The following is a 20,583-nucleotide window of genomic DNA, read 5'->3' on the forward strand; positions in this document are numbered from 1 at the left end:
GTCCTCACTGAAATGCCGGCATGACGTCGTCGATGAACCGCGCCAAAGAGGCGCGCTTGCGTTCATTGGTCATGCCGCTGTCGACCCAGAACGAAAACTCGTCATAACCCAGATCCTCATAGCGCTTGATCCTGTCGATCACCTGTTGGGCAGTCCCAACTGTCAGATCACGGCCCAATTTTTCTTTGGTATACATCGGGTTCGCGTCCATCTCGGCTTCGGTAATCGGCTTAATCAAGCCCTGTTCAACCGACCGTTTATTCAGGAACCAAGCACCAAAGTAATTGTAGTACCGGCGCAGATTTTGCACGCCCTGCGCAACATCGTCGTCATCTTTACCGACATAGGTGTGGTGCAACAGCATGATCTTGGGGCGCGGCCCCTCGTAGCTGTCACAGGCATCGTTGAACCGCCCCATCAGGGTCTCGATCTCTTCCATACCCTGCCACAGCGGGGTGACCTGAATATTGAATCCGTTGTGAACGCCGAATTCGTGGCTGTTAGGATCCCGCGCGGCGATCCAGATTGGCGGGCCGTCCTCCTGATATGGCTTCGGTGCCGAAGTTGCGGCCGGAAACGCATAGAACTCGCCTTCATGGGCACAATCGCCCTTCCAGATCTGAGGCAACAGCGGGGTGGACTCGCGCATGCGCTGCCCCGCCTCCCAAGCGTCCATTCCCGGCATCAGACGTTCGTATTCATAGGAATACGCACCGCGCGCGATCCCCAACTCGATACGCCCTTTCGTCATCTGATCCGCTGCGGCGGCCTCACCTGCCAGTTTGATCGGATGCCAGAACGGCGCAATTACCGTTCCGGTGCCCAACCGCACATTGCGCGTGTGATGCGCCAGATCGACCAGCGACAGAAACGGGTTGGGGGCAATGGTGAACTCCATCCCATGATGTTCACCTGTCCAAACTGCCCGCATGCCCCCGTCATCAGCCATCTTCACCAGGCTCACGAATTCATCATACAGAACATCGTGAGGCTGATCCGGGGTCAGACGTTCCACGTGGGCAAACAGTGAAAACTCCATCAAATGGCTCCTTTACCGAAACTGTGAATTTCGCCGCGCTCGGCGTCGCCGAGATACAGCCCGAAAACGCCTTCGCGGGCTTCAAGGGCGTAGCGGGTCATCATGTGGTGCAAACTATTGCTGGCGTAAGTCAGATCAGTCAGATCGCCGATATCTACCCATTCGGCATTTTCCACCGGGATGTTCTGAACGCAAGACGCCAGAAAGAACGTGTAGTGCAGGTTCGTTTCGGCATCGTTGAACGAAGAATAGACCTGTTCGATCTGCGCCTGAATGCCCCGATCAGAGAGGCCCTGTGCCAGCCTGTTGCGTTGCCCCCCGGGTTCTGCACCGGCGATTTGAACCGGGCGAAATGCGCCTTGGTGGCATTCCAGAAGAACTTTGCCATTCGCCGCGACAATCGCGCCGCAGATTGTTGGAACCTGCGCGTCCATTTCACGCTCAAGTCCAAGACTGAAGTACGACCCGTTAACGTAGCCCAGACCGTTTCCGCCGATATGGGTGAACTCTGTGACACGGCCAATCAGAACCGTGTGGTCGCCTGCGGGCAGCGCCTGATGCGTTTCACAACTAAACTGTGCCAGCGCCCCGTCGATCAGCGGCAAGCCATTGGCTCCGTCGCGATGCGCCACGCGACCAAATCGGTCGCCCTTGAAACTAGCGAAGGTGTTCGAGACGCCCTGCTGCCCATCTGCCAGAACATTCACCGCAAAGTGCGCGCATCCGGCAAAGGTATCGTGGGTGGACAGAAACTTGCCGGGACAGACCAACAGCAAGGGCGGATCAAGCGACACAGACGTGAAGGAATTCGCCGTGAACCCGACCGGGTTGCCGGACGTATCCCGGGTCGTCACAACCGTCACGCCGGTCATGAAGTTGCCGAAAGCATCACGCAGGGCGCGGGTATCAACCTCGGTCATGGCAGGCACCTCCGAACGAACTCAAGCAAATTGGCGTTAACGTTAGCCGGGTGCGTCATGGGCATCATGTGGGCGGCGTTCGGAACAATTTCGACACGCCCATTTGTCACCTTCTGCGCCATGCCCTGTGACATGCCCGGTGTGGAATTCGGCTCATCCCCGCCCGTCATAAACAGTGCCGGGCATTTGATTTGCCCCAGTTGTGCGTTAGTCGGTCCATCGCTTTCGGCGAAGACGGTATAGGCCGCTTTGTAGGCGCTCGGATCGACATCTTTTAGCCAACGCGAACAGGCTTCGCATTCTTCGGAAACCTGATCGCCAAACCAACGCTGCAAAGTCACGGTGGGATCGTTCATGGCCTCAGCATCCAGCGCCGCCGCGCGTGTCGTAACAGCCACGCGCGCTTCGGGGGTTCGGCGGTAAATTGCGTTCAACGCGGCAATGCCTCTCACCTGATCATGACCCGATGCCGCAATGTCCAAAGCGATCAAAGCGCCCATGGAATGCCCAATCAGAACAGCAGGCTCGGTCAATCGGGCCGCGATCGGGTTGGCGTATCCATCCAGCCCAATAGCACTTTGGAACGGGGTTTCCCCGTGCCCGGGCATATCCGGACACAGAACACGATACCCGGCGGCAGACAGCGCATCGATCTGTGCGCCCCAGGCTTCGGCCCGCAAGCCAACGCCATGGAGCAGAACCACAAGCGGGCCTTCGCCTTCGTCTATCGCGGCGAGCCCGCCGATGTCAGACCGAGGCCGGGTTGTCCACGTCATGGCCCAGATCCTTCAAGTCCTGATAACGGTCGCCAATACGATGATGCGGACGGCCCGAGGTTGCTCCGCCCAAAACCACGACAATCTCATCCGCACGGGGCGCATCGGGGATGGCGAATTGCAGCGTCAGGTAATGCGACCGGCGGCCTGCATCGTTCTTGTCCATCAATGGCACCATGATCGGTGTGTTCGCAGGCCCCCGGGTGTTGGTGAATGAAAGATAGGACTTGGCGCCAACTGCCTGCCGGAAGATATTTCCGAAATGCAGCGTGTGGATCAGGCCCGAGGCATGCTCGACCTCTCCGTCCAACCCCACAACCGCGGCCTTGCCATAAGCCTCAATCGCCTCGCCGCTTCCGGCCAGCGCGATCATCCTGTCGGTCAATTCTTGGCCCAGAATTGGGCCATAGGCCAAAATTTCAGGCCGCAGATCTTCGACGAAACGTCCGGCCCAAGGGTTCGTGACAACCGCTGCCACGGCGAACATGCGCCACGGCCGTTCGGCTTTGCGATATCCTTCGATCAGAACTTCTTCGTCGAAGGTCACTATTTTACGAATTTCCGGCTGCACGATATCCCCCAATCTTGAGTACGAGAAATATCTTTGATTTGCCGGCACTTTGACAAACGAAAGAAGTTGGGTCTTAGGTATTAACAAAGCTACTAGGTCGGTTGCACATGCCCAAAACACTGCCCCCCCTTACATGGTTCAGGTCTTTCGAGGCTGCGGCCCGACGGCTGAGCTCAACAGCTGCGGCGGATGAAATCGGATTGACTCAATCCGCCGTAAGCCAACAAATCAGGTCGCTGGAATCCCGGCTTGGTGTCGTTCTGTTTCATCGGCACCCGCGCGGCCTGTCCTTGACGGATGAGGGGCGAAAGCTGCTGCCGCAAGTCGAAGCCGCACTGCAATTGCTGCAATCCGCCGCCTCTCCGTATTTGGCAGAGGAACGGGCCAAGCACGTCACTGTTGCGGCGTCGATCAGTATCATCGAATGGTTGATTTCCCCAGCGTTACCTCGGTTCCGAGAGCAAAACCCAGATACGTCCATTCGCTTTGTCAGCACGATCTGGCCGGATGAATACTCGGCCCTGCGCGCCGATGTCGAAATCCGGTTCGGGTCGGAAAAACAGGTTGGACGGGATGCAATGCCTTTACGACCGAATGACCTGATCGCGGTAAAAGCACCTGGCTTGGTTGGCGCTTTTCAGGACTTGCCCCTGATCGAGGCCGTGGGAACGTCAGACAACTGGTCCACCTGGGCGGAGGTCACCGGTCATAAAATCCATACCCCGGCCTATTATGTCGATTCTTACGGGCTCGCCTTGCAATTGGCGGCTTCCGGGAACGGCGTGGCCTTGGTGAATGCACTTATCGCCGATCACGCTCTGCAGACCGGACAGGTCGCGCGTGCTTTCGATGAGACTGCTCCAGCGGCCGAAGGGTACTTTCTGGCCGTGCAGCGCGCATCACCCGAGGTTGACGCCTTTGTATCATGGTTTTCACAATTGGTTCCCGGCTCGTCACGCCAAAGGGTCTGATTCAGACACACCAATGTCGCATCTGAGGATATCGCTGAGCAGGAAAATAGTGAATTCTGGCAAAAAAGGTCCGATTCATGCGATATTCAGGCTTTCGAGTCATCAAAGAGGCGCTTACCGGCCACAAAGGGTGGAAACCGGTCTGGCGTGACCCCGAACCCAAAGCTCATTACGACATTATCGTCATAGGCGGTGGTGGTCATGGGCTGGCAACTGCCCATTATCTGTCCAAGGTCTACGGTCATCGCAATGTCGCGGTTGTCGAAAAGGGCTGGATCGGCGGAGGCAATGTCGGGCGGAACACGACGATCGTTCGCTCGAACTACATGCTGGACGGGAATGAGCCGTTTTATGAATTCTCGATGAAACTGTGGGAAGGGCTTGAACAAGACCTGAACTACAACGCCATGATGAGCCAGCGCGGAATACTCAACCTGTTCCACACGGATGGTCAGCGCGACGCTTATACGCGGCGCGGCAATGCGATGATCCTGCACGGTGCAGATGCCGAATTGCTGGATGCTGATCAGGTACGCAAAGAACACCCCTATCTGAATTTCGACGATGCGCGTTTCCCGATCAAAGGCGGTCTGGCCCAGCGGCGGGGCGGCACCGCGCGCCATGATGCGGTGGCCTGGGGCTTTGCCCGGTCCGCGGACAGCCACGGTGTCGACATCATCCAGAATTGCGAAGTCACTGGTCTGCGTATCGAGAACGGCAAATGCCTCGGTGTTGAGACCTCAAAGGGCTTTATCGGGGCTAACAAAGTCGGCTGCGCTGTTGCCGGAAACTCGGGCCGGGTGATGGGCATGGCGGGCATGCGCCTGCCGATCGAAAGCCACGTGCTGCAGGCCTTTGTGTCCGAAGGTCTGAAGCCCGTTCTGCCCAGCGTCATCACCTATGGGGCCGGACATTTCTATGTCAGCCAGTCCGACAAAGGCGGGTTGGTCTTTGGCGGCGACATCGATGGTTACAACACCTATGCGCAACGCGGGAACCTGCCGGTGGTCGAAGATGTCTGCGAAGGCGGCGTCTCATTGATGCCGATGATCGGGCGTGCCCGCCTGCTGCGCATGTGGGGTGGTGTTATGGACATGTCGATGGATGGCTCACCCATAATCGACCGCACGCCGGTCGAGGGTCTCTATTTCAACGGCGGATGGTGTTACGGCGGGTTCAAGGCGACCCCGGCGTCCGGTTACTGTTTTGCGCATCTGTTGGCGAAGGACGAACCGCACTCTACCGCCACAGCCTATCGTCTCGACCGGTTCCGCACGGGCCGGATGATCGACGAAAAAGGCGTGGGCAATCAGCCCAACCTGCATTGAGGGGAGCACGAGAATGATTATCAACCATCCCCTTCTGGGCCCGCGCGACGCATCTGAATTCACCTATCTGGGTGACGCGTCACTGATCAACCGTCCTGATTGGCAGGCCGATAACGCGGCGGACGCGTTCTATGAATACGGCTACTTGCGCGACAACCCCGCAGGCGAGCATCAAGAACTGTGGTATCACGAGGCTGGCGACCGGTCGTGGCTGGTCGTTACCCGCGACACCACCACACATGAGATTTCCAAGGTAGAACTGGCCCGCGACGTGGCCCGTGCGCGGGGGCGATCCAAATGACCCAGAACAACAGGCTGAGCGGCGGTCAGATCGACCGCAATACCACTGTGAATTTCCGGTTCGACAACCACAACTATACCGCCCATCCCGGCGATACGCTGGCTTCGGCTTTGCTGGCCAATGACGTACGGCTGATCGGACGCTCGTTCAAGTATCACCGCCCGCGCGGCCTGCTGACCGCCGGGTCCGAGGAACCCAACGGCATTGTCGAGCTGCGCTCTGGCAACCGGCAGGAACCCAATACGCGCGCCACCACGATCGAGATGTTTGACGGTCTTGAGGCGCAATCGCAGAACCGTTGGCCCAGCCTGAAATTCGACGCTTTGGGCGTGAACGATCTGTTTTCGAACTTCTTGTCCGCCGGTTTCTACTACAAGACATTCATGTGGCCGGCAGCTTTTTGGGAAAAAGTCTATGAGCCGATCATTCGCCGCGCCGCTGGCCTTGGATCACTCTCAATGGAGGCCGACCCCGACGAATACGACAAGGGGTTCCGCCATTGCGATCTGCTGATCATTGGCGCGGGCCCATCGGGCTTGATGGCAGCCCTGACCGCAGGACGCGCGGGTGCGGACGTTATTCTGGCTGATGAGGATTTTCGGTTCGGCGGACGTCTGAACAGCGAGACATTCTCAGTTGGCGATCAAAGCGCTAGCGATTGGGCAGCGCAGGCCGTCGCGGAACTGGCATCCTTGCCCAACGTCCGGCTGATGGCCAGAACCACTGTCATCGGCGCCTTCGACCACGGCATCTATGGCGCTGTAGAACGCACAGGGGATCACGTGACCACCCTGCCCGCCGGTAAGCCGCGCCAAATCCTCTGGCGCATTTACACCAAGAAGGCCTTGCTGTGTGCGGGGTCGACTGAACGGCCCATCGCGTTCGAAAACAACGACCGCCCCGGCATCATGATGGCCAGCGCGTTGCGGACCTACGCCAACCGGTTTGCGGTGACGGCCTCTCAGCGTGTGGCGATCTTTACCAACAACGACGACGGTCATCGCACGGCCGCCGACTTGCATGCCAAGGGCGTTCACATTTGCGCCGTTATCGATGTCCGTGAAGATGCTCCGGTCAACTACGATTACGAAGTCTTGAGTGGCGCTCAGGTTGTGAATTCCAAGGGGCGTCTTGGTTTGACCTTTGTCGAAGTTGCCCTGCCCGACGGCTCGACCCGCACGCTGGAATGCGGCGCGCTGGGCGTCTCGGGTGGATGGAACCCGAATGTGCACCTGACCTGCCATCAGCGCGGGCGTCCGGTCTGGAACGACGATCTGGCCGCTTTTGTGCCCGGTTCAAATCTGCCGGTGGGGCTATCGGTGGCGGGTGCGGCGAACGGGGCGATGTCCACCCACGGCGCATTGCAATCCGGTGCCGAGGCTGCTGCGGCAGCGTTGGAGTTGGGCTTTGCTCAGCCTGACTTGCCCGAGGCCGAGGATACACCACTCGCGCAGAAACCGTTCTGGTATGTCGAAGGCTGCAAACGCGCATGGCTGGACCAGCAAAACGACGTGACCGTCAAGGACGTCAAACTCAGCTATCAGGAAGGGTTTCGGTCAGTTGAACACTTGAAACGCTATACCACGCTGGGCATGGCGACTGATCAGGGCAAGACCTCGAACATCAGCGCATTGGCGATCATGGCCGAGGTGGCCGGAAAATCGATCCCCGAAACAGGGACAACCATTTTCCGCCCGCCCTACACGCCCGTTCCGATCAGTACCTTCGCCGGTCGGATGAAGGGACAAGAATTCCACCCCTCGCGCCTGACGCCCTCGCATTACTGGGCCAAGGAGAAGGGCGCTGTGTTTGTCGAGGTCGGCAACTGGCTGCGCGCGCAGTGGTTCCCCCTTCCGGGTGAGACTCATTGGCGTGAATCAGTGGATCGTGAAGTGCGCCAGACCCGCGCGTCCGTCGGGGTGTGCGACTGTACGACACTGGGAAAAATCGACGTGCAGGGCGCGGACGCGGCTGATTTCCTGAACCGCGTCTACGCGAACGGTTTCGCCAAGCTTCCCGTGGGAAAAACCCGCTATGGCCTGATGCTTCGCGAAGACGGCATGGTGATGGACGATGGCACCGCCGCGCGTCTGGCCGAGGATCATTTTGTCGTCACAACGACCACGGCCAACGCGGTAAATGTCTATCGTCACATGGAATTTGTGCGCCAATGCCTGTTCCCGGATATGGATGTGCAGCTGATCTCGACCACGGATTCCTGGGCGCAATATGCTGTCGCTGGTCCCAATTCGCGCAAGCTGCTGCAAAAGATCGTCGACCCTGAATTCGACATCTCGAACGACGCATTCCCGTTCATGGGCTGTGGCAACATTACGGTCTGCGGCGGGTTGCGCGCGCGGCTGTTCCGGATCTCCTTCTCGGGAGAGTTGGCGTTCGAAATCGCGGTGCCCTCACGCTATGGCGACGCCCTGATGCGACGCTTGATGGCCGACGGCGAAGAATTTGACGTGGTCCCCTACGGCACCGAAGCGCTGGGCGTAATGCGGATCGAAAAGGGCCACGCCGCCGGCAACGAGTTGAATGGCACCACAACCGCATTGAATCTTGGATTGGGTAAGATGGTGTCGAAAAAGAAAGACAGCATCGGATCGACCCTGTCCGAACGAGAGGCCTTGGTAGAACCGGATGTCCTGCGGCTGGTCGGGATCAAACCGGTATCGCCCGAAGAAAAAGTCACCGCTGGTGGCCATTTGATGAACACGACCGGCCCGGTGGATGCCGCGCACGATCAGGGCTATGTCACTTCGGCTGCATATTCGCCTATTCTGAACAGCAATATCGGGCTGGGTCTTTTGAAGGATGGTGCAAACCGGATGGGCGAGAAAATGCGCCTCGTGTCCCCATTGACCGATCTGACCGTCGAGGTCGAAATCGTATCGGCCCATTTCGTTGACCCCGAAGGAGAGCGTCTGCGTGCATGATCTAGTTGCAATAACCGCATTGGGCGGGTCCGAACCGCAGGTCGACACTGTTGGCGGGGTTACGTGCCGGGAAGTTCCGGGCGTCGCACTGGCATCCGTCGCCGCGCGGATGGGACAGGAAACCAAAGCCAGCAAAGCCCTGGCGAAACTGATCGGTGCCCCTGCACCTGGTATCGGCCAACATGCCGGTGACACTGTCACTGCCTTTTGGGCCGGTCCGGATCAGTGGATGATCGAGGCGCCTTTTGACACGCACGAAGAGCTTGCTGATCAGGTGAAGTCCGCTTTGGGTGATACCGCGTCGGTGACAGAACAGACCGACGGTTGGACACGTTTCGACCTGAACGGTGATCAGATTCCGGCTGTGTTGGAACTGTTATCTATGCTGGACCTGCGCAATATCGATGCGGGCAGCGTCGCCCGTTGCTCAATTCACCACATTGGCTGCTTTGTTCTCTGTCGGTCAGATGAAGCGTTCAGCATTTATGGCCCCCGTTCATCCGCCGGATCGTTGCATCATGCCATCGTCACTGCAATGCGTTCGGCGCTGTAAAGCAATGTCAGACTGACGGCAGCGGCGCATTACCTTCAACGCGGAAGCGGTTGATCCTACGGCGATCTTCGCTGGGGCTTAGCCCAAACGCCGACCGGTAATGCGTCACAAGCGGCGCCACTGAACCATAGCCAATCGCAGCGGCGATATCTGCAATCGGGTCCTTGGTATAGACAACCATCTGCCGCGCCGCCTTCATGCGCATGGCGCGATAATAGTGGCTGGGGCTTTGGCCTGTCGCCTGCTTAAATGCGCGTTCCACCTGGCGCGGCGTAACCCCGATCTGCTGTGCGGCCTCTGCGATGGAAATCGGTTCGCTCATGTGGCCCGCGAACAGGTCGACACAGCGCGACACCAGCGGCGGCAGGCTGTCGCCAGTTTCCGGCGCGGTCGTGGTCGGAACCTGCTGCCGCACACCTGCCCCACGCATCATCGGATGTTGAAACCAACAGGCAACCTCGTGCGCGACTTCGCCACCCAGTCGATCTTCAATCAGATGCAGGGCCAGATCGAACCCGGCAGCGGCACCGGCTGCGGTGTAGCGTGTCGCCGTTTTCACGATCACCTCGCTACGCGAGTCGACTTCGGGAAACTCAGCCAGAAATGCGGCCTCATAGCACCAATGGACGGAAACAGGTTGCCCCCCCATCACCCCGGACCGGACCAATGGGAAAACCCCACCGCTAATCCCGCCCAATACGGTGCCATGCCTTCCAAGACTGCGCAGAGCACCGTTGCCAACGGTTGTGTTGTCAAAGCCGGACGTTGGGCTGCTGAGAAGGAACAAAATGTCGATATCCTTGCAGTCGGCCAGAGACTTCTCGGCCTCGAACCGGACACCTGCGCTGGATTGTATTTTCTGTTGGCGCTCGGACAGCAGCGACCAGCAGAACGCCTCTTGCCCGGCGATTTCATTGGCCGCCCGCAACGGCTCGATCACCGAGGTCAGGCAAGCCATGGGAAAGCCGTCAAACAGCAAAAAGCCGATTTTGATTCTGTCTTCATTGCGCATAAGGCTGTTCTAGCAAGATTCCCGCAACTGCCCTATGCGAAGTTCATGCCCACCGGATCAACCCAATGATCGCTGAGGCCGCATAGAACCCTTGCAATAGCAGGAACGTCCAGCGGCGATCAATCACGGCCCAAGCCGCGAACAGGCCCGAGGACACTAACAACAAGGTGAAACCCAATAACTCGGCCCCCGTATTCGACGCGATCAACAAGGCATAGGCCATGGCCAGAACCGATCCGCTGATTTCGAATACGGTCGTCAGACCGCGCTGGTCACGGGTTATGGTTTGATCTGTCATGGCTCAGACTTTTCTCGGTAAGAGATTGATAAGCGGCGTGGGTGTCTGTTCGGGGTGATCTCCAATCGGGAAATGACCGCAGTTTTCCAGCAGCTTGTGAACGACGGGAACCTGATCGGTGACCGAACCTTTAAGCGCCGGAATCCAAGGTCGTTCAAACTGACCAAGACACGCCAGATCGAACAAGTGTACCCTGTTGCCCGCCGCTGCCCGTACAGGCGGCACGCCGCGATGGATGTAAGATAATGTGCTGTGGATCAAATCCACCGGATCGCCTTCCCCATGGGTTCCGGGGACCATCCGCGGGGTTTTGATCACTGTGTGGTCCGGGACGAGATGCGGCATGCGAATGCTCCTGAGCTTTGGATTTCCTGACCAGTAGTTCAACACTGGTATGTGACGCAAATGAATGATATTCATACTTCAATCCAAATTTGTCATGGATATGCAATTGACCGACCGATTGGAAATTGACGCCCTGCGTGCCCTTCTGGCCATCGCATCCCACGGCGGCGTGACGCGCGCGGCCGAGCATCTGGCGCTGTCGCAATCGGCAGTCAGCCACAAAATCAGACGGTTAGAGCAAGCACTGGACTGCGATCTGCTGGCGCGCCGACCCGGTGGCCCTCTGTTCACGGATACTGGTCTGCGCCTGTGCGATTATGCCCGCCGAATTTGTTCCCTGCACGATGAGGCGCTTGCCAGCTTGGGCAAGAAACCTTTGGCCGGCGCACTCCGGCTGGGTATGACCGAGGACACGGCCACCAGCGACATCGCTCGCATATTGGGTCGTTTCACACGGCTTTATCCGGACGTTCAGGTCCGAACACGCACCAGTCAAAGTATGAACGTGCAAGAGTGGTTGAAGGCCGGAGAGTTGGATGTCGCCGTCATGCAAATCTTTCGGCACGATGCGCGGCCAGATGACCTGATCCTGTTCGAGGACACTCTGCACTGGGTAAAATCACCGGATTTCCAACTGGATACGACAGCACCTGTTCCCTTTCTGTCCTTCGACAGCCAGTGCTTCTATCGAAAATGGGGCTTCGGAGATGGGCAGCTGCAAGGGCACCGCTTCAACAACGTATTAGAGTGCCCAAGCGCCACTGGCATTCAGTCGGCCGTGCGGTCCGGTTTGGGCGTCGCCCTGTTGAATGGAATGCATGTCACACCGGACATAGAGGTGATCAAAGGCGTGTTCCCCGATCCCCCGGCGATCATTTTTGTCGCGCGGATGCATGTTAAGCGCCGAAACCCTGCCGCGATGGCGCTGGTTCAAGAGATCAGCCGCGAGGTTGAAGGCCCCAACCCTTTGAAAGTGGTCAGCTGAGTGTTTGTACCGGAAAAGCCTAAACAACGACCTCCACGATGGCCGGATTTTCCGTCGACTTCTGCGGATGGGAGGAGTGGTTTGGCGAAAGAGCCTAGGACCAAGAGGTAGGACGATCAACTCCTCAGATCAGGTCTGATCAATTGCGCGGTCCCGTTTCTGCAAAGCGCGGATACGCATCCGCTGGGCCGCATGAACATGGGCGCGCATCGCCAGCTCGGCTGCGTCGCCGTCACGAGCCTGCAAGGCTTCCATCACACGGCGATGCTCATCCGCGGCATCGTCTGCGCGCTGACCGTCCAGCATTTGGGACGGGCCCAATATCAACAGCGCCTTTTGCAGCGATAGCATCGACTTTGTGAGAAAGCGGTTTTTGGCGGCATCCAATAGTGTAGCATGGAAAATACGGTTCAACTGGGCGGCCACCGGACCGGTGCCAGCCTCGGCAAGGCGATTGTTCAGGACATTCAGTTCGTCCGGCTCCACATCCGAAGCCGAGCGTGCCGCCAAACGTGCCGCCGTGCCCTCAAGTACGGCGCGCATTTCGTACAGCTCCATGACTTCCGAATAGCTCAGGCTGCGAACCGTTGCGCCCAGCCTAGGGACATGCGTAACCAACCCATCCGCTTCGAGTTGCCGTATCGCTTCGCGCACAGGTGTTCGGCTGACACCCAGTCTTTCGGACAGCTCGATCTCTCTGAGCCTGTCACCTGGCAACAAAACGCCCTCGCGAATTTCATCCAGCAAACGCTGATAAGCGGAACTCCCCTGCGGGCCGGTCTGATAAGGATCTTCTTGAGTTTCATCAATCTCAATCTTGCATATTGGATATCTTTGTATACATTTGGATACACATCTTATTCAACGAAATCGGACACTATCCTTGACCGCTTCAAGCCTTCATTTGTCCCCGCTGTTGCAACGGTAAGTCACGCTGACTTTGGCTATGTTGGGAACTGCAGTTTTTTGGGCGTTGAACCTGCCGCTGCCCTTTCTGTTCGGGCCGATGTCAGCGTGTTTGATTGCCGCTTTGGCACACGCACCCATGCGAGATTTCGGGCAAATCTCGGTCACGTCCAGAACCATTCTTGGCGTCGCGGTCGGGGCGTCGATCACACCCAGCCTGTTCGCGGAACTTCCAAAGATGGCGGCGTCCCTTTTGCTGATACCGGTATTTATCCTGCTGATTGCAATGGTTGGTGTGCCGTTCTTTCGTAAATTCTGGGGCTTTGACGACAAAACTGCGTTTTTTGCGGCCATGCCGGGCGGCTTTCAGGACATGGTTATCTTTGGAGCCGAGGCCGGTGCCAATCCGCGAACCCTGTCTCTGATCCACGGGACGCGCGTATTGATTATCGTCACCCTTGCCCCTTTGTTCCTGACTTTGTTTTAAGGTGCCGAACTGACCAACCCGTTGGGCGAACCTGCCTCGGCCCTACCCTTGCATGAACTGATACTCATGGCGGTCGCAGTTTTTGTCGGCTGGAAAGGTGGAGAGAAGATCGGGCTTTTCGGTGCCTCGATTCTTGGACCATTAATCCTGACAGCGGCCTTATCGCTTGGGGATTTCATCCATACCCGCCCCCCCGCGCGAGGCGATCCTGTTCGCCCAATTCTTCATCGGCTGTGGGATCGGCGTCAAGTTCGTCGGCATCACGTGGTCGGAACTCACACGCGTCGTGGCGGCTGGGTTCACCTATGTGATCTTGCTGGCCGTTCTGGCCGCTGCTTTCACGGCAGTGGTCACCACGCTGGGGCTGGGCCATCCGGTCGAAGCCTTTCTAGCTTTTGCACCGGGCGGTCAGGCAGAGATGACAGTGCTGGCCATCGTATCAGGGGCGGATCTGGGCTATGTGGTCACACACCACCTGGCGCGCATTGTCGTCGTGATCATCGGCGCGCCAATCGCGGCCAACCTACTTCTGCGCTGGTCGAAATCCAGGGATTGACGGATTCACGTAAAAACGCGGCTGGATAAATGTTGATAGGGGATTGTGGCGGAGAGACAGGGATTCGAACCCTGGAGACGGTCTCCCGCCTACACACTTTCCAGGCGTGCGCCTTCGACCACTCGGCCACCTCTCCGTGCCGGCGTTATTTGAACTATCGCCGAGGGATTTGCAAGGCCCCATTGAGGTGAAATTTCACCTGAAATCGAAAGCCTTGCAAAGGCGTTTAAATCTCGTCGCCGTCACCATCAGCCAAATCGCCCTCGGTCATCTCGACGGGATTTGTGGATGGCTCTGCGGACGGTATTTCGTCGGTGTTCTTGCTGGGTTGGGCTTCGCTGCCCTGCAACACCTCGGGGTTACGCAACCAGAGATCGCGCTGTGCAAACGGGATTTCGATCCCCTCTTCGACAAAGCGCTGGTTGATCTCGTGGTTCATGTCGGATTTGACTGAAAGCACCCAGTTCACATCGCGCAGGATGGCCCGGATTTCAAAGTCCAGCGAATCTGCGCCAAACCCCTGGAACACCACACTGGGCGCTGGATTCGCCAGAACCATCGGGTGTGAATTCGCGATTTCGCCCAGAATCTTCTCCACCATTCGGGTATCAGTACCATAGGCGACGCCGACCGGTACAATCACCCGCCCGATCGTATTGCCGCGTGTATAGTTCGTGACAACGCCGCTGATCAGGTCCGAGTTCGGAACGATCACATCCGTGCGGTCAAACGTCTCGATCCGCGTGGACCGGACGGAAATATCACGGACGTACCCCATCATCCCATTCACGTCGATCCAATCCCCTTTCGAGATTGGGCGTTCGACCAAAAGGATAATGCCCGACACAAAATTCGACACGATGGTCTGCAGACCAAAGCCGATCCCGACTGACAACGCACCGGCAACAATAGCCAGCGATGACAGGTTGAAACCGGCAATCGTTATCGCAACCAGCGCGGCCAGGAAAATACCGACATACCCGGTGCCCGAAACAATCGCGTTTTGTCCGCCGGGATCAATACTGGTCTTTGGCAGCAGCGAATTGCGCAGCCCGCTTTGCAGCATCCGGGTAAGGCCATAACCGACGGCAAAAATGACAAGGAAGGTAAAGAAGTTGCTGGGCGCGATCGTTACGCCGCCGATATCGAACCCCTGCAGCAGGCGCGACCAGACCTCTAGCAGGTCGGTTTTACGCGCGCCCCAATAAAGCGCGAGGACTGGCATGGCCAGAATGGCCATTGCAAAGCCGATGAGAACCGAAAACAGCGAATCCTTGGCCTTTTCGCCATGCCCGCCGAGCCATCCGTAAACAGACGTCAGGAAGCGCTGAACTATGACCAGCGCGGCAATCAGAACCAACGAACGCACAGCGGGGAAAACGATTGCCTCAGCCGCATTCGTATACCCCAGCATTGCCAATATCGGGCTGGCGATCCCCAGGAAGAACAAAGCGCGTCGAATGAACTCGACCAGTTGGCTGAACCCAGCAGCGCGGGCCGTTGCAGACGGCTCATCTGCATCGACCGGGACATCAACACTGCGGACGCGACGGACGCGCAGTAGAATCAAAGCTGTTGCGACGATGACCGGAAAGACGACGACAGCGCGCGTCGCATCCGAAATATTTTCGATCTGATCGAACAGGTTCACCAGTTCATGCAGGATCATGAGCCCCGCAAGAAGGTCGAGGTAGACGCGTAACTCAGTGACTTTCTGGCGGGACAGTTTTCTGAACCCCTGCGCCGCTTGCAGCACATAAACCTGTCGACCAATCCAGTCATAAAACAGGATGATCGCCGCCCAATACGGCACGTTCTCCATCAACAACGTTCCGCGCAGCCCCAGAACGCCTGTCATCACGACCGCCTGAACCAGAAGCCAGACACCGAACCAAGGGAGGATAATGCGCAGCAACGAGGTCAGGAACGTCCATACGCCACTTCCCTGCCCCCCCAGGGCTCGCAAACGCGCACCAGCGGCTTCCGACCACCGCTTGCCGTAAAACAACAGCACGCCGGCGACGAAAACCAACGCCAGAATACCCAGGCCACGGGAACGCAAACGTTCATGAACGACGTCAGTTCTCAGGTTCCGCAGCGCTTCGTTGAACAACGCTTGCGCAGCTTCGTTCACATCAACCCAAGCAGGCCGCCAATGGGTGGGGTTCAGGGGCGACGGTCCGCGCTCTAAAAGTTCTTTCGCCTGACGGTCCCGCAATAGTTTGTCTATCTCGGATATAAGGCCATTGGCCCGGCTGAATGCCTCTTCCGAGATGATCTGCGGGACGCGCAAACTGTTCAGCTGCTCGTCTAGGTGCTTTCGTAGTGTGGCAATGTCTTCCGGTTCGATCGCGTCGCCTTCGGGCGCTGCACCAAGAGCCTTGATCTGATTTTCAAGCGTCTGGATACGTTCGGTGTTTGCACCGCGTGCCCGGTTGAAATCGTCCCGGTATTCGTTGATCTCGGCGCGCAGGTTTTCGAGCGACGCGTTCGACGCGCGATCGGCCTCGATCACCGTCTCGGCACGGTCCGCCGTTTTGACCCAGCCCTGATAATATTCGCTTTGACGATCTGTAAGCTGCGCGGCAGCGGGGCCGCACAGCATCGCAATACATACTGCGACAAGGGTCAGAAACAGGCGAACCTGCCGCAGCATCACACGTCCTCAAAAACGCCGGGGATGCTGCGCGGAGCTTCGGTCATCCAGTCCGGGACAGGCAATTCCTTTTCACGCAGGAAGTCCGGGTTGAACAGCTTGGACTGATAGCGGGTGCCATAGTCACACAGGATGGTCACGACGGTGTGGCCCGGACCCAGATCTTTGGCCAGACGTACCGCACCAGCCATGTTAATGGCGGTTGAACCGCCCATGACCAGGCCTTCATCGCGCAGCAGATCAAAGATGTAAGGCAGCGCCTCGTTGTCCGTCATCTGATAAGCAAAGTCAGGTTTGAACCCCTCAAGGTTCTTGGTGATACGCACCTGACCGATGCCTTCGGCGATCGAGCCGCCCTCCATCGCGATTTCGCCGGTGGTGTAATACGAATACAGCCCAGCCCCCATCGGATCGACCAGACCGATCTTGACGCCTTTGGGCTGCAACGCATCGGCCACGCCCGCCAATGTACCGCCCGACCCCACGGCACAGACGAACCCGTCAACTTTGCCATCGGTCTGTTCCCAGATTTCGGGACCGGTCGTTTCCACATGCGCCTGACGGTTCGCCACATTGTCGAACTGGTTGGCCCAGATCGCGCCATTGGGCTCGGTCTGCGCCAGTTCTTCGGCCAGACGGCGCGAGTAATGCACAAAATTGTTGGGGTTGCGATACGGTGCGGCCGGAACCTGAACCAACTGAGCACCTGCCAGTCGCAGCATGTCCTTTTTCTCTTCGGACTGCGTTTCGGGGATCACGATGACCGTCTTGAACCCCATGGACGCCCCGACAAGTGCAAGGCCGATGCCGGTATTCCCCGCCGTACCTTCGACAATGGTGCCACCCGGTTTCAGGTCACCGCGCGCGATTGCATCGCGGATGATGTAAAGCGCCGCACGATCCTTGACCGACTGGCCGGGGTTCATGAATTCGGCCTTGCCGAGAATCTCGCACCCGGTCTCTTCGCTGATACGACGCAGGCGGATCAGCGGGGTTTTTCCGACTGCGTCGGCAAGGTCTCGTGCAATGCGCATGGCGCCCTCATTTCATTTCGGATCAACGCAGATTTACCTGTGGTGCGCGATGACCACAAGCGGCGAAAATCATCCGCGCAGGCGCTCACGGTGACGTGCAAGCCAATGGGCTACCGCCAAAAGCGGCAAATCCTTGAACCCATGGCTGTCGACCCTGTCCATGAAATCGCTGAAAGGCAGAATCTGGGTTCGGATATCTTCACCTTCCGTGGCCAACCCACCATCTTCGATGGTCTTGGTCAGATCAGCCAGCCCTACATAAAGGTATAGATATTCGGTCGATGACCCGCTGGAGGAATACGCGCCGCCTGCATATTCCAACCGGTTCAGCGCAATCTGGGCTTCTTCTTCGGCCTCGCGCAGGGCCGCCTGTTCCGGCGTTTCGCCTGGGTCGATCATTCCAGCAACTGGCTCCCACATCCAGGGTTCAGGATCCTCAGCCAGAAAGATCGGTGCCCTGAATTGTTCGACCAACAGCACCGTGTCCCGCGCGGGGTCATATGGCAGGACGATCACGGCGTTGCCCTGCAACAGGCTACTGCGGTTCAGCACTTTGCCCATTGAGCCATCGTACTGGCGATGCTGTAACGCGACTTCTTCCATCCCGAAATAATTGACATATGCCGGATTACGGTCGTGCACGATGACGTCATTGGCGGTGTCTCGTGCATCGCCTGTCGTACGTTGACGCGCAGCCAGCTTCGCCCATGCACGCGTCCGGATCGACGGAAAGCTGCGCGCAATCTGTCCCGCATCGACCTTGCCGTAATACGCCATAACCTCTTGCGCGGCGAGCATTGTCATCGCGCCCCACTCTTCCAACCAACCCTGCAGGGACCAAAGGCTGCCGCGATTCCAAAGCCCCGGCTCCGGATAGAAAACAAGGGCTTGCGCATTTGATCCGTCGGCCAAATCGACTGTCTGCGCGCGCAGGTCGTAATCAAAGCCACCTTCGTAGAAGACCAAACGGTTCTGATCTTCCTCACTCAATCCGCGGAGCAATAACCCTTTGGCCAAACTGCCTTCCTCGTGAACAATCATGGGAAAGGCCTGATCCTGCACGCTATGGACTGCATGATCTTTCAGCGTGGCTTGGGCAAATTCAAGTTTGGACGCTGGACGTCCCAAGACAAGCTCCAGCAATGGCAAGTGCCGCAGCGTGCCATAAAAGAACAGATCTGACACTGTTGGGTTCTTTCGTACTTTAAGTTGTTAGCTCACCGCCACCGGCGGGCTGCTTCCTCGGTGACCAGCCCAGTGACCAAAGCCCCAATGACCAAAGTCCACAAGATTTCGGGCACCACAAGTTGCTGACCATATTCAACGCCGATTTTAAAGATAGAGATCAGCGCCTCAAACGGGCCGTCATACCGATGGCGCATTGCCAGGCGGAGCATTTCGTTGACACCCTGAACAAAAAGGCCCCAGAACACCAGCGCCGCCATTCCGGTCAAGCCGTTGTTGATTGCGGCAGTCCAGCCCCGGCCGGCACGCTTGCCCATGATCCACCATCCGCAGATCACGCCCAAAGCCATGTTTACGTAGGTAAACATACCGTAGTTTTTACCTTCATCACCGTTTTCGATGACCATACTCGAAACCAAGAACGCCACGATCAAAAGGCATAAACCGGCAACAAGCTTTGAGGCAGTGGGCATTTCTGAAGTCCGTTCCTTAACTCGGTTTCGCTATAGTGATCTGTGTCACATCGCAATTGCCGGTGTCAAAGGCTGCTCCGCAGGCGGTCAAATAATAATTCCACATGCGTCGAAAACGCTCATCAAAGCCCATTTCCGAGATTTCGTCCCACTTGTCGTTGAACGTGTCATACCAGCGGCGCAGGGTCAGATCATAGCTTTTGCCAAATTCTTTCGAATTGACGACCTTCAAACCCGCCTGAGCAACTTGTTCCTTCAATACGGACGGCGCCGGAAGCATACCGCCCGGGAAAATATATTTCTGAATGAAATCAATACCGTTACGATATACATCCCATCTATGATCCGCGACGGTGATAATTTGCAACGTCGCTTGCGCCCCGGGTTTTAACCGCTCACGCACAGTGTCGAAATACACAGGCCAGTACTTTTGACCTACTGCTTCGAACATCTCGATCGATGCGATTCCGTCATACTGGCCACGTTCATCCCGGTAATCCTGCAATTTGAATTCCACCAAATCTGAAAGGCCAGCATTTTCAATACGCTGCCTCGCAAACCTCAACTGCTCTTGACTGATCGTCAGACCTGTGACCCGCAGGCCACGCTCTTTCGCAGCATATTCAGCAAAGCCACCCCAGCCGCAGCCAATCTCAAGAATATGATCTCCGGGTTTTGCGCCCATTTCATCAACCAGACTGGCATATTTTGCGGTCTGCGCCTTTTCCAGACTTTCCTGCCCTGTTTCGAACAGAGCGCTGGAATAGGTCATCGTGTCGTCAAGCCACAAACCATAGAAATCATTGCCCAGATCATAATGGTACGAGATGTTCTTTTTGGCCTGTGTCCGGTTATTGCGGTGCAACCAGAATCGTAGCCGCTCATACATCTGCACGAGGACTTTGCCGGTGAAATCATCATAGACCGTTTCATTGCCCACATGCACCAGGTCCATAAAGGATCGCAGGTCCGGCGTACTCCAGTCACCTTCCAGATATGCGTCAGAAAAACCAAGTTCACCTTCGCGGACCAGGCGGGCGAAAACGTCTGGATTGTGGATATCCACACGGGCAACCGGCCCGGGTTTGGTGCCCTCGGTTCGGAAGACACGACCATCCGGTAGTCCGATGTCCAATCGGCCGGACTGCATCCGGCTAACCATTTTGAATACTTGCGCAAAGTATCTGGGCAGGTCTTTCTGCCCCTCGGTGGTCATCAAAGTCATCCGCTCTCCCCTGTGCGGCC

The 20,583-nt window shown here is 57.5% G+C and carries 19 protein-coding genes, 1 tRNA gene and 1 pseudogene; 7 read left to right on the forward strand and 14 right to left on the reverse strand.

Annotated features, from left to right (window positions below; genetic code table 11):
• Positions 1 to 4: 4 nt before the first annotated feature.
• The 4 genes from AC2FFH_RS05580 to AC2FFH_RS05595 are packed head-to-tail and all read right to left on the reverse strand — an operon-like array spanning position 5 to position 3,306.
• Entirely contained in the window at positions 5 to 1,039 is a 1,035-nt protein-coding gene (locus AC2FFH_RS05580) for an LLM class flavin-dependent oxidoreductase (protein WP_496776600.1), read from the reverse strand.
• The gene (locus tag AC2FFH_RS05585; RefSeq protein WP_496843936.1) at positions 1,039 to 1,959 is read right to left on the reverse strand and encodes a flavin reductase family protein; all 921 of its coding nucleotides are present in this window, start codon (positions 1,957 to 1,959) and stop codon (positions 1,039 to 1,041) included. The genes AC2FFH_RS05580 and AC2FFH_RS05585 overlap by 1 nt, the downstream gene beginning before the upstream one ends.
• Entirely contained in the window at positions 1,956 to 2,735 is a 780-nt protein-coding gene (locus AC2FFH_RS05590; protein WP_496722514.1) for an alpha/beta fold hydrolase, read from the reverse strand. Before AC2FFH_RS05590 ends, AC2FFH_RS05585 begins: the two co-directional genes overlap by 4 nt.
• Positions 2,707 to 3,306 carry an amino acid synthesis family protein gene (locus AC2FFH_RS05595; RefSeq protein ID WP_109311679.1) on the reverse strand — a complete coding sequence of 200 codons (600 nt, stop codon included), beginning with the start codon at positions 3,304 to 3,306 and terminating at the stop codon, positions 2,707 to 2,709. The genes AC2FFH_RS05590 and AC2FFH_RS05595 overlap by 29 nt, the downstream gene beginning before the upstream one ends.
• Positions 3,307 to 3,413: 107 nt before the next feature.
• On the opposite strand from AC2FFH_RS05595, the gene AC2FFH_RS05600 reads away from it, so the two are divergent.
• From AC2FFH_RS05600 to AC2FFH_RS05620, 5 genes are all read left to right on the forward strand, one after another.
• Positions 3,414 to 4,277: a LysR family transcriptional regulator gene (locus AC2FFH_RS05600; protein WP_496843937.1), complete on the forward strand. Its 864-nt coding sequence runs from the start codon at positions 3,414 to 3,416 to the stop codon at positions 4,275 to 4,277.
• 77 nt (positions 4,278 to 4,354) lie between these two features.
• On the forward strand, positions 4,355 to 5,605 hold the full coding sequence (locus tag AC2FFH_RS05605) for a sarcosine oxidase subunit beta family protein (RefSeq protein WP_496722509.1): 1,251 nt from the start codon (positions 4,355 to 4,357) through the stop codon (positions 5,603 to 5,605).
• Positions 5,606 to 5,618: 13 nt separating this feature from the next.
• Positions 5,619 to 5,906: a sarcosine oxidase subunit delta gene (locus AC2FFH_RS05610; RefSeq protein WP_496776588.1), complete on the forward strand. Its 288-nt coding sequence runs from the start codon at positions 5,619 to 5,621 to the stop codon at positions 5,904 to 5,906.
• Positions 5,903 to 8,848, forward strand: a complete 2,946-nt coding sequence (locus AC2FFH_RS05615; protein ID WP_496843939.1) for a sarcosine oxidase subunit alpha family protein — start codon at positions 5,903 to 5,905, stop codon at positions 8,846 to 8,848. Before AC2FFH_RS05610 ends, AC2FFH_RS05615 begins: the two co-directional genes overlap by 4 nt.
• Complete coding sequence (locus AC2FFH_RS05620) at positions 8,841 to 9,401, forward strand: sarcosine oxidase subunit gamma (RefSeq protein WP_496738636.1); 561 nt, start codon at positions 8,841 to 8,843, stop codon at positions 9,399 to 9,401. The genes AC2FFH_RS05615 and AC2FFH_RS05620 overlap by 8 nt, the downstream gene beginning before the upstream one ends.
• 7 nt (positions 9,402 to 9,408) lie before the next feature.
• Here the strand turns inward: AC2FFH_RS05620 and AC2FFH_RS05625 are convergent, their stop codons facing one another.
• From AC2FFH_RS05625 to AC2FFH_RS05635, 3 genes are read right to left on the reverse strand one after another with little or no spacing between them, the layout of a single operon-like run.
• Complete coding sequence (locus AC2FFH_RS05625; protein WP_496843940.1) at positions 9,409 to 10,413, reverse strand: GlxA family transcriptional regulator; 1,005 nt, start codon at positions 10,411 to 10,413, stop codon at positions 9,409 to 9,411.
• Between the two features lie 43 nt (positions 10,414 to 10,456).
• On the reverse strand, positions 10,457 to 10,711 hold the full coding sequence (locus tag AC2FFH_RS05630) for a hypothetical protein (protein WP_496843941.1): 255 nt from the start codon (positions 10,709 to 10,711) through the stop codon (positions 10,457 to 10,459).
• Between the two features lie 3 nt (positions 10,712 to 10,714).
• Positions 10,715 to 11,056, reverse strand: a complete 342-nt coding sequence (locus tag AC2FFH_RS05635; protein ID WP_496843943.1) for a hypothetical protein — start codon at positions 11,054 to 11,056, stop codon at positions 10,715 to 10,717.
• Between the two features lie 94 nt (positions 11,057 to 11,150).
• On the opposite strand from AC2FFH_RS05635, the gene AC2FFH_RS05640 reads away from it, so the two are divergent.
• The gene (locus AC2FFH_RS05640) at positions 11,151 to 12,041 is read left to right on the forward strand and encodes a LysR family transcriptional regulator (RefSeq protein ID WP_496843944.1); all 891 of its coding nucleotides are present in this window, start codon (positions 11,151 to 11,153) and stop codon (positions 12,039 to 12,041) included.
• A 129-nt stretch (positions 12,042 to 12,170) separates the two neighbouring features.
• On the opposite strand, the gene AC2FFH_RS05645 is transcribed toward AC2FFH_RS05640, so the two are convergent.
• On the reverse strand, positions 12,171 to 12,881 hold the full coding sequence (locus tag AC2FFH_RS05645; RefSeq protein WP_496844047.1) for a GntR family transcriptional regulator: 711 nt from the start codon (positions 12,879 to 12,881) through the stop codon (positions 12,171 to 12,173).
• A 106-nt stretch (positions 12,882 to 12,987) separates the two neighbouring features.
• Between AC2FFH_RS05645 and AC2FFH_RS05650 the strand changes: the two are divergent.
• A pseudogene (locus AC2FFH_RS05650) lies at positions 12,988 to 13,990 on the forward strand (AbrB family transcriptional regulator).
• A 46-nt stretch (positions 13,991 to 14,036) separates the two neighbouring features.
• On the opposite strand, the gene AC2FFH_RS05655 reads toward AC2FFH_RS05650, so the two are convergent.
• The 6 genes from AC2FFH_RS05655 to AC2FFH_RS05680 all read right to left on the reverse strand — a co-directional run bounded on the left by AC2FFH_RS05655 (position 14,037) and on the right by AC2FFH_RS05680 (position 20,563).
• Positions 14,037 to 14,126 (reverse strand) — tRNA-Ser (locus AC2FFH_RS05655).
• Between the two features lie 90 nt (positions 14,127 to 14,216).
• A complete protein-coding gene (locus AC2FFH_RS05660) occupies positions 14,217 to 16,646 on the reverse strand; it encodes a DUF3772 domain-containing protein (RefSeq protein WP_496766552.1) in 2,430 nt (809 codons plus the stop codon).
• On the reverse strand, positions 16,646 to 17,680 hold the full coding sequence (locus AC2FFH_RS05665; RefSeq protein ID WP_496766554.1) for a cysteine synthase A: 1,035 nt from the start codon (positions 17,678 to 17,680) through the stop codon (positions 16,646 to 16,648). The genes AC2FFH_RS05660 and AC2FFH_RS05665 overlap by 1 nt, the downstream gene beginning before the upstream one ends.
• Before the next feature lie 69 nt (positions 17,681 to 17,749).
• The gene (locus AC2FFH_RS05670; RefSeq protein ID WP_496843945.1) at positions 17,750 to 18,865 is read right to left on the reverse strand and encodes an NUDIX domain-containing protein; all 1,116 of its coding nucleotides are present in this window, start codon (positions 18,863 to 18,865) and stop codon (positions 17,750 to 17,752) included.
• 32 nt (positions 18,866 to 18,897) lie between these two features.
• A complete protein-coding gene (locus AC2FFH_RS05675; protein ID WP_496722483.1) occupies positions 18,898 to 19,338 on the reverse strand; it encodes a TrgA family protein in 441 nt (146 codons plus the stop codon).
• Between the two features lie 16 nt (positions 19,339 to 19,354).
• Complete coding sequence (locus AC2FFH_RS05680; RefSeq protein ID WP_496781381.1) at positions 19,355 to 20,563, reverse strand: class I SAM-dependent methyltransferase; 1,209 nt, start codon at positions 20,561 to 20,563, stop codon at positions 19,355 to 19,357.
• Between the last annotated feature and the right edge of the window lie 20 nt (positions 20,564 to 20,583).

This window comes from Ruegeria sp. YTSC003 (assembly GCF_059609785.1).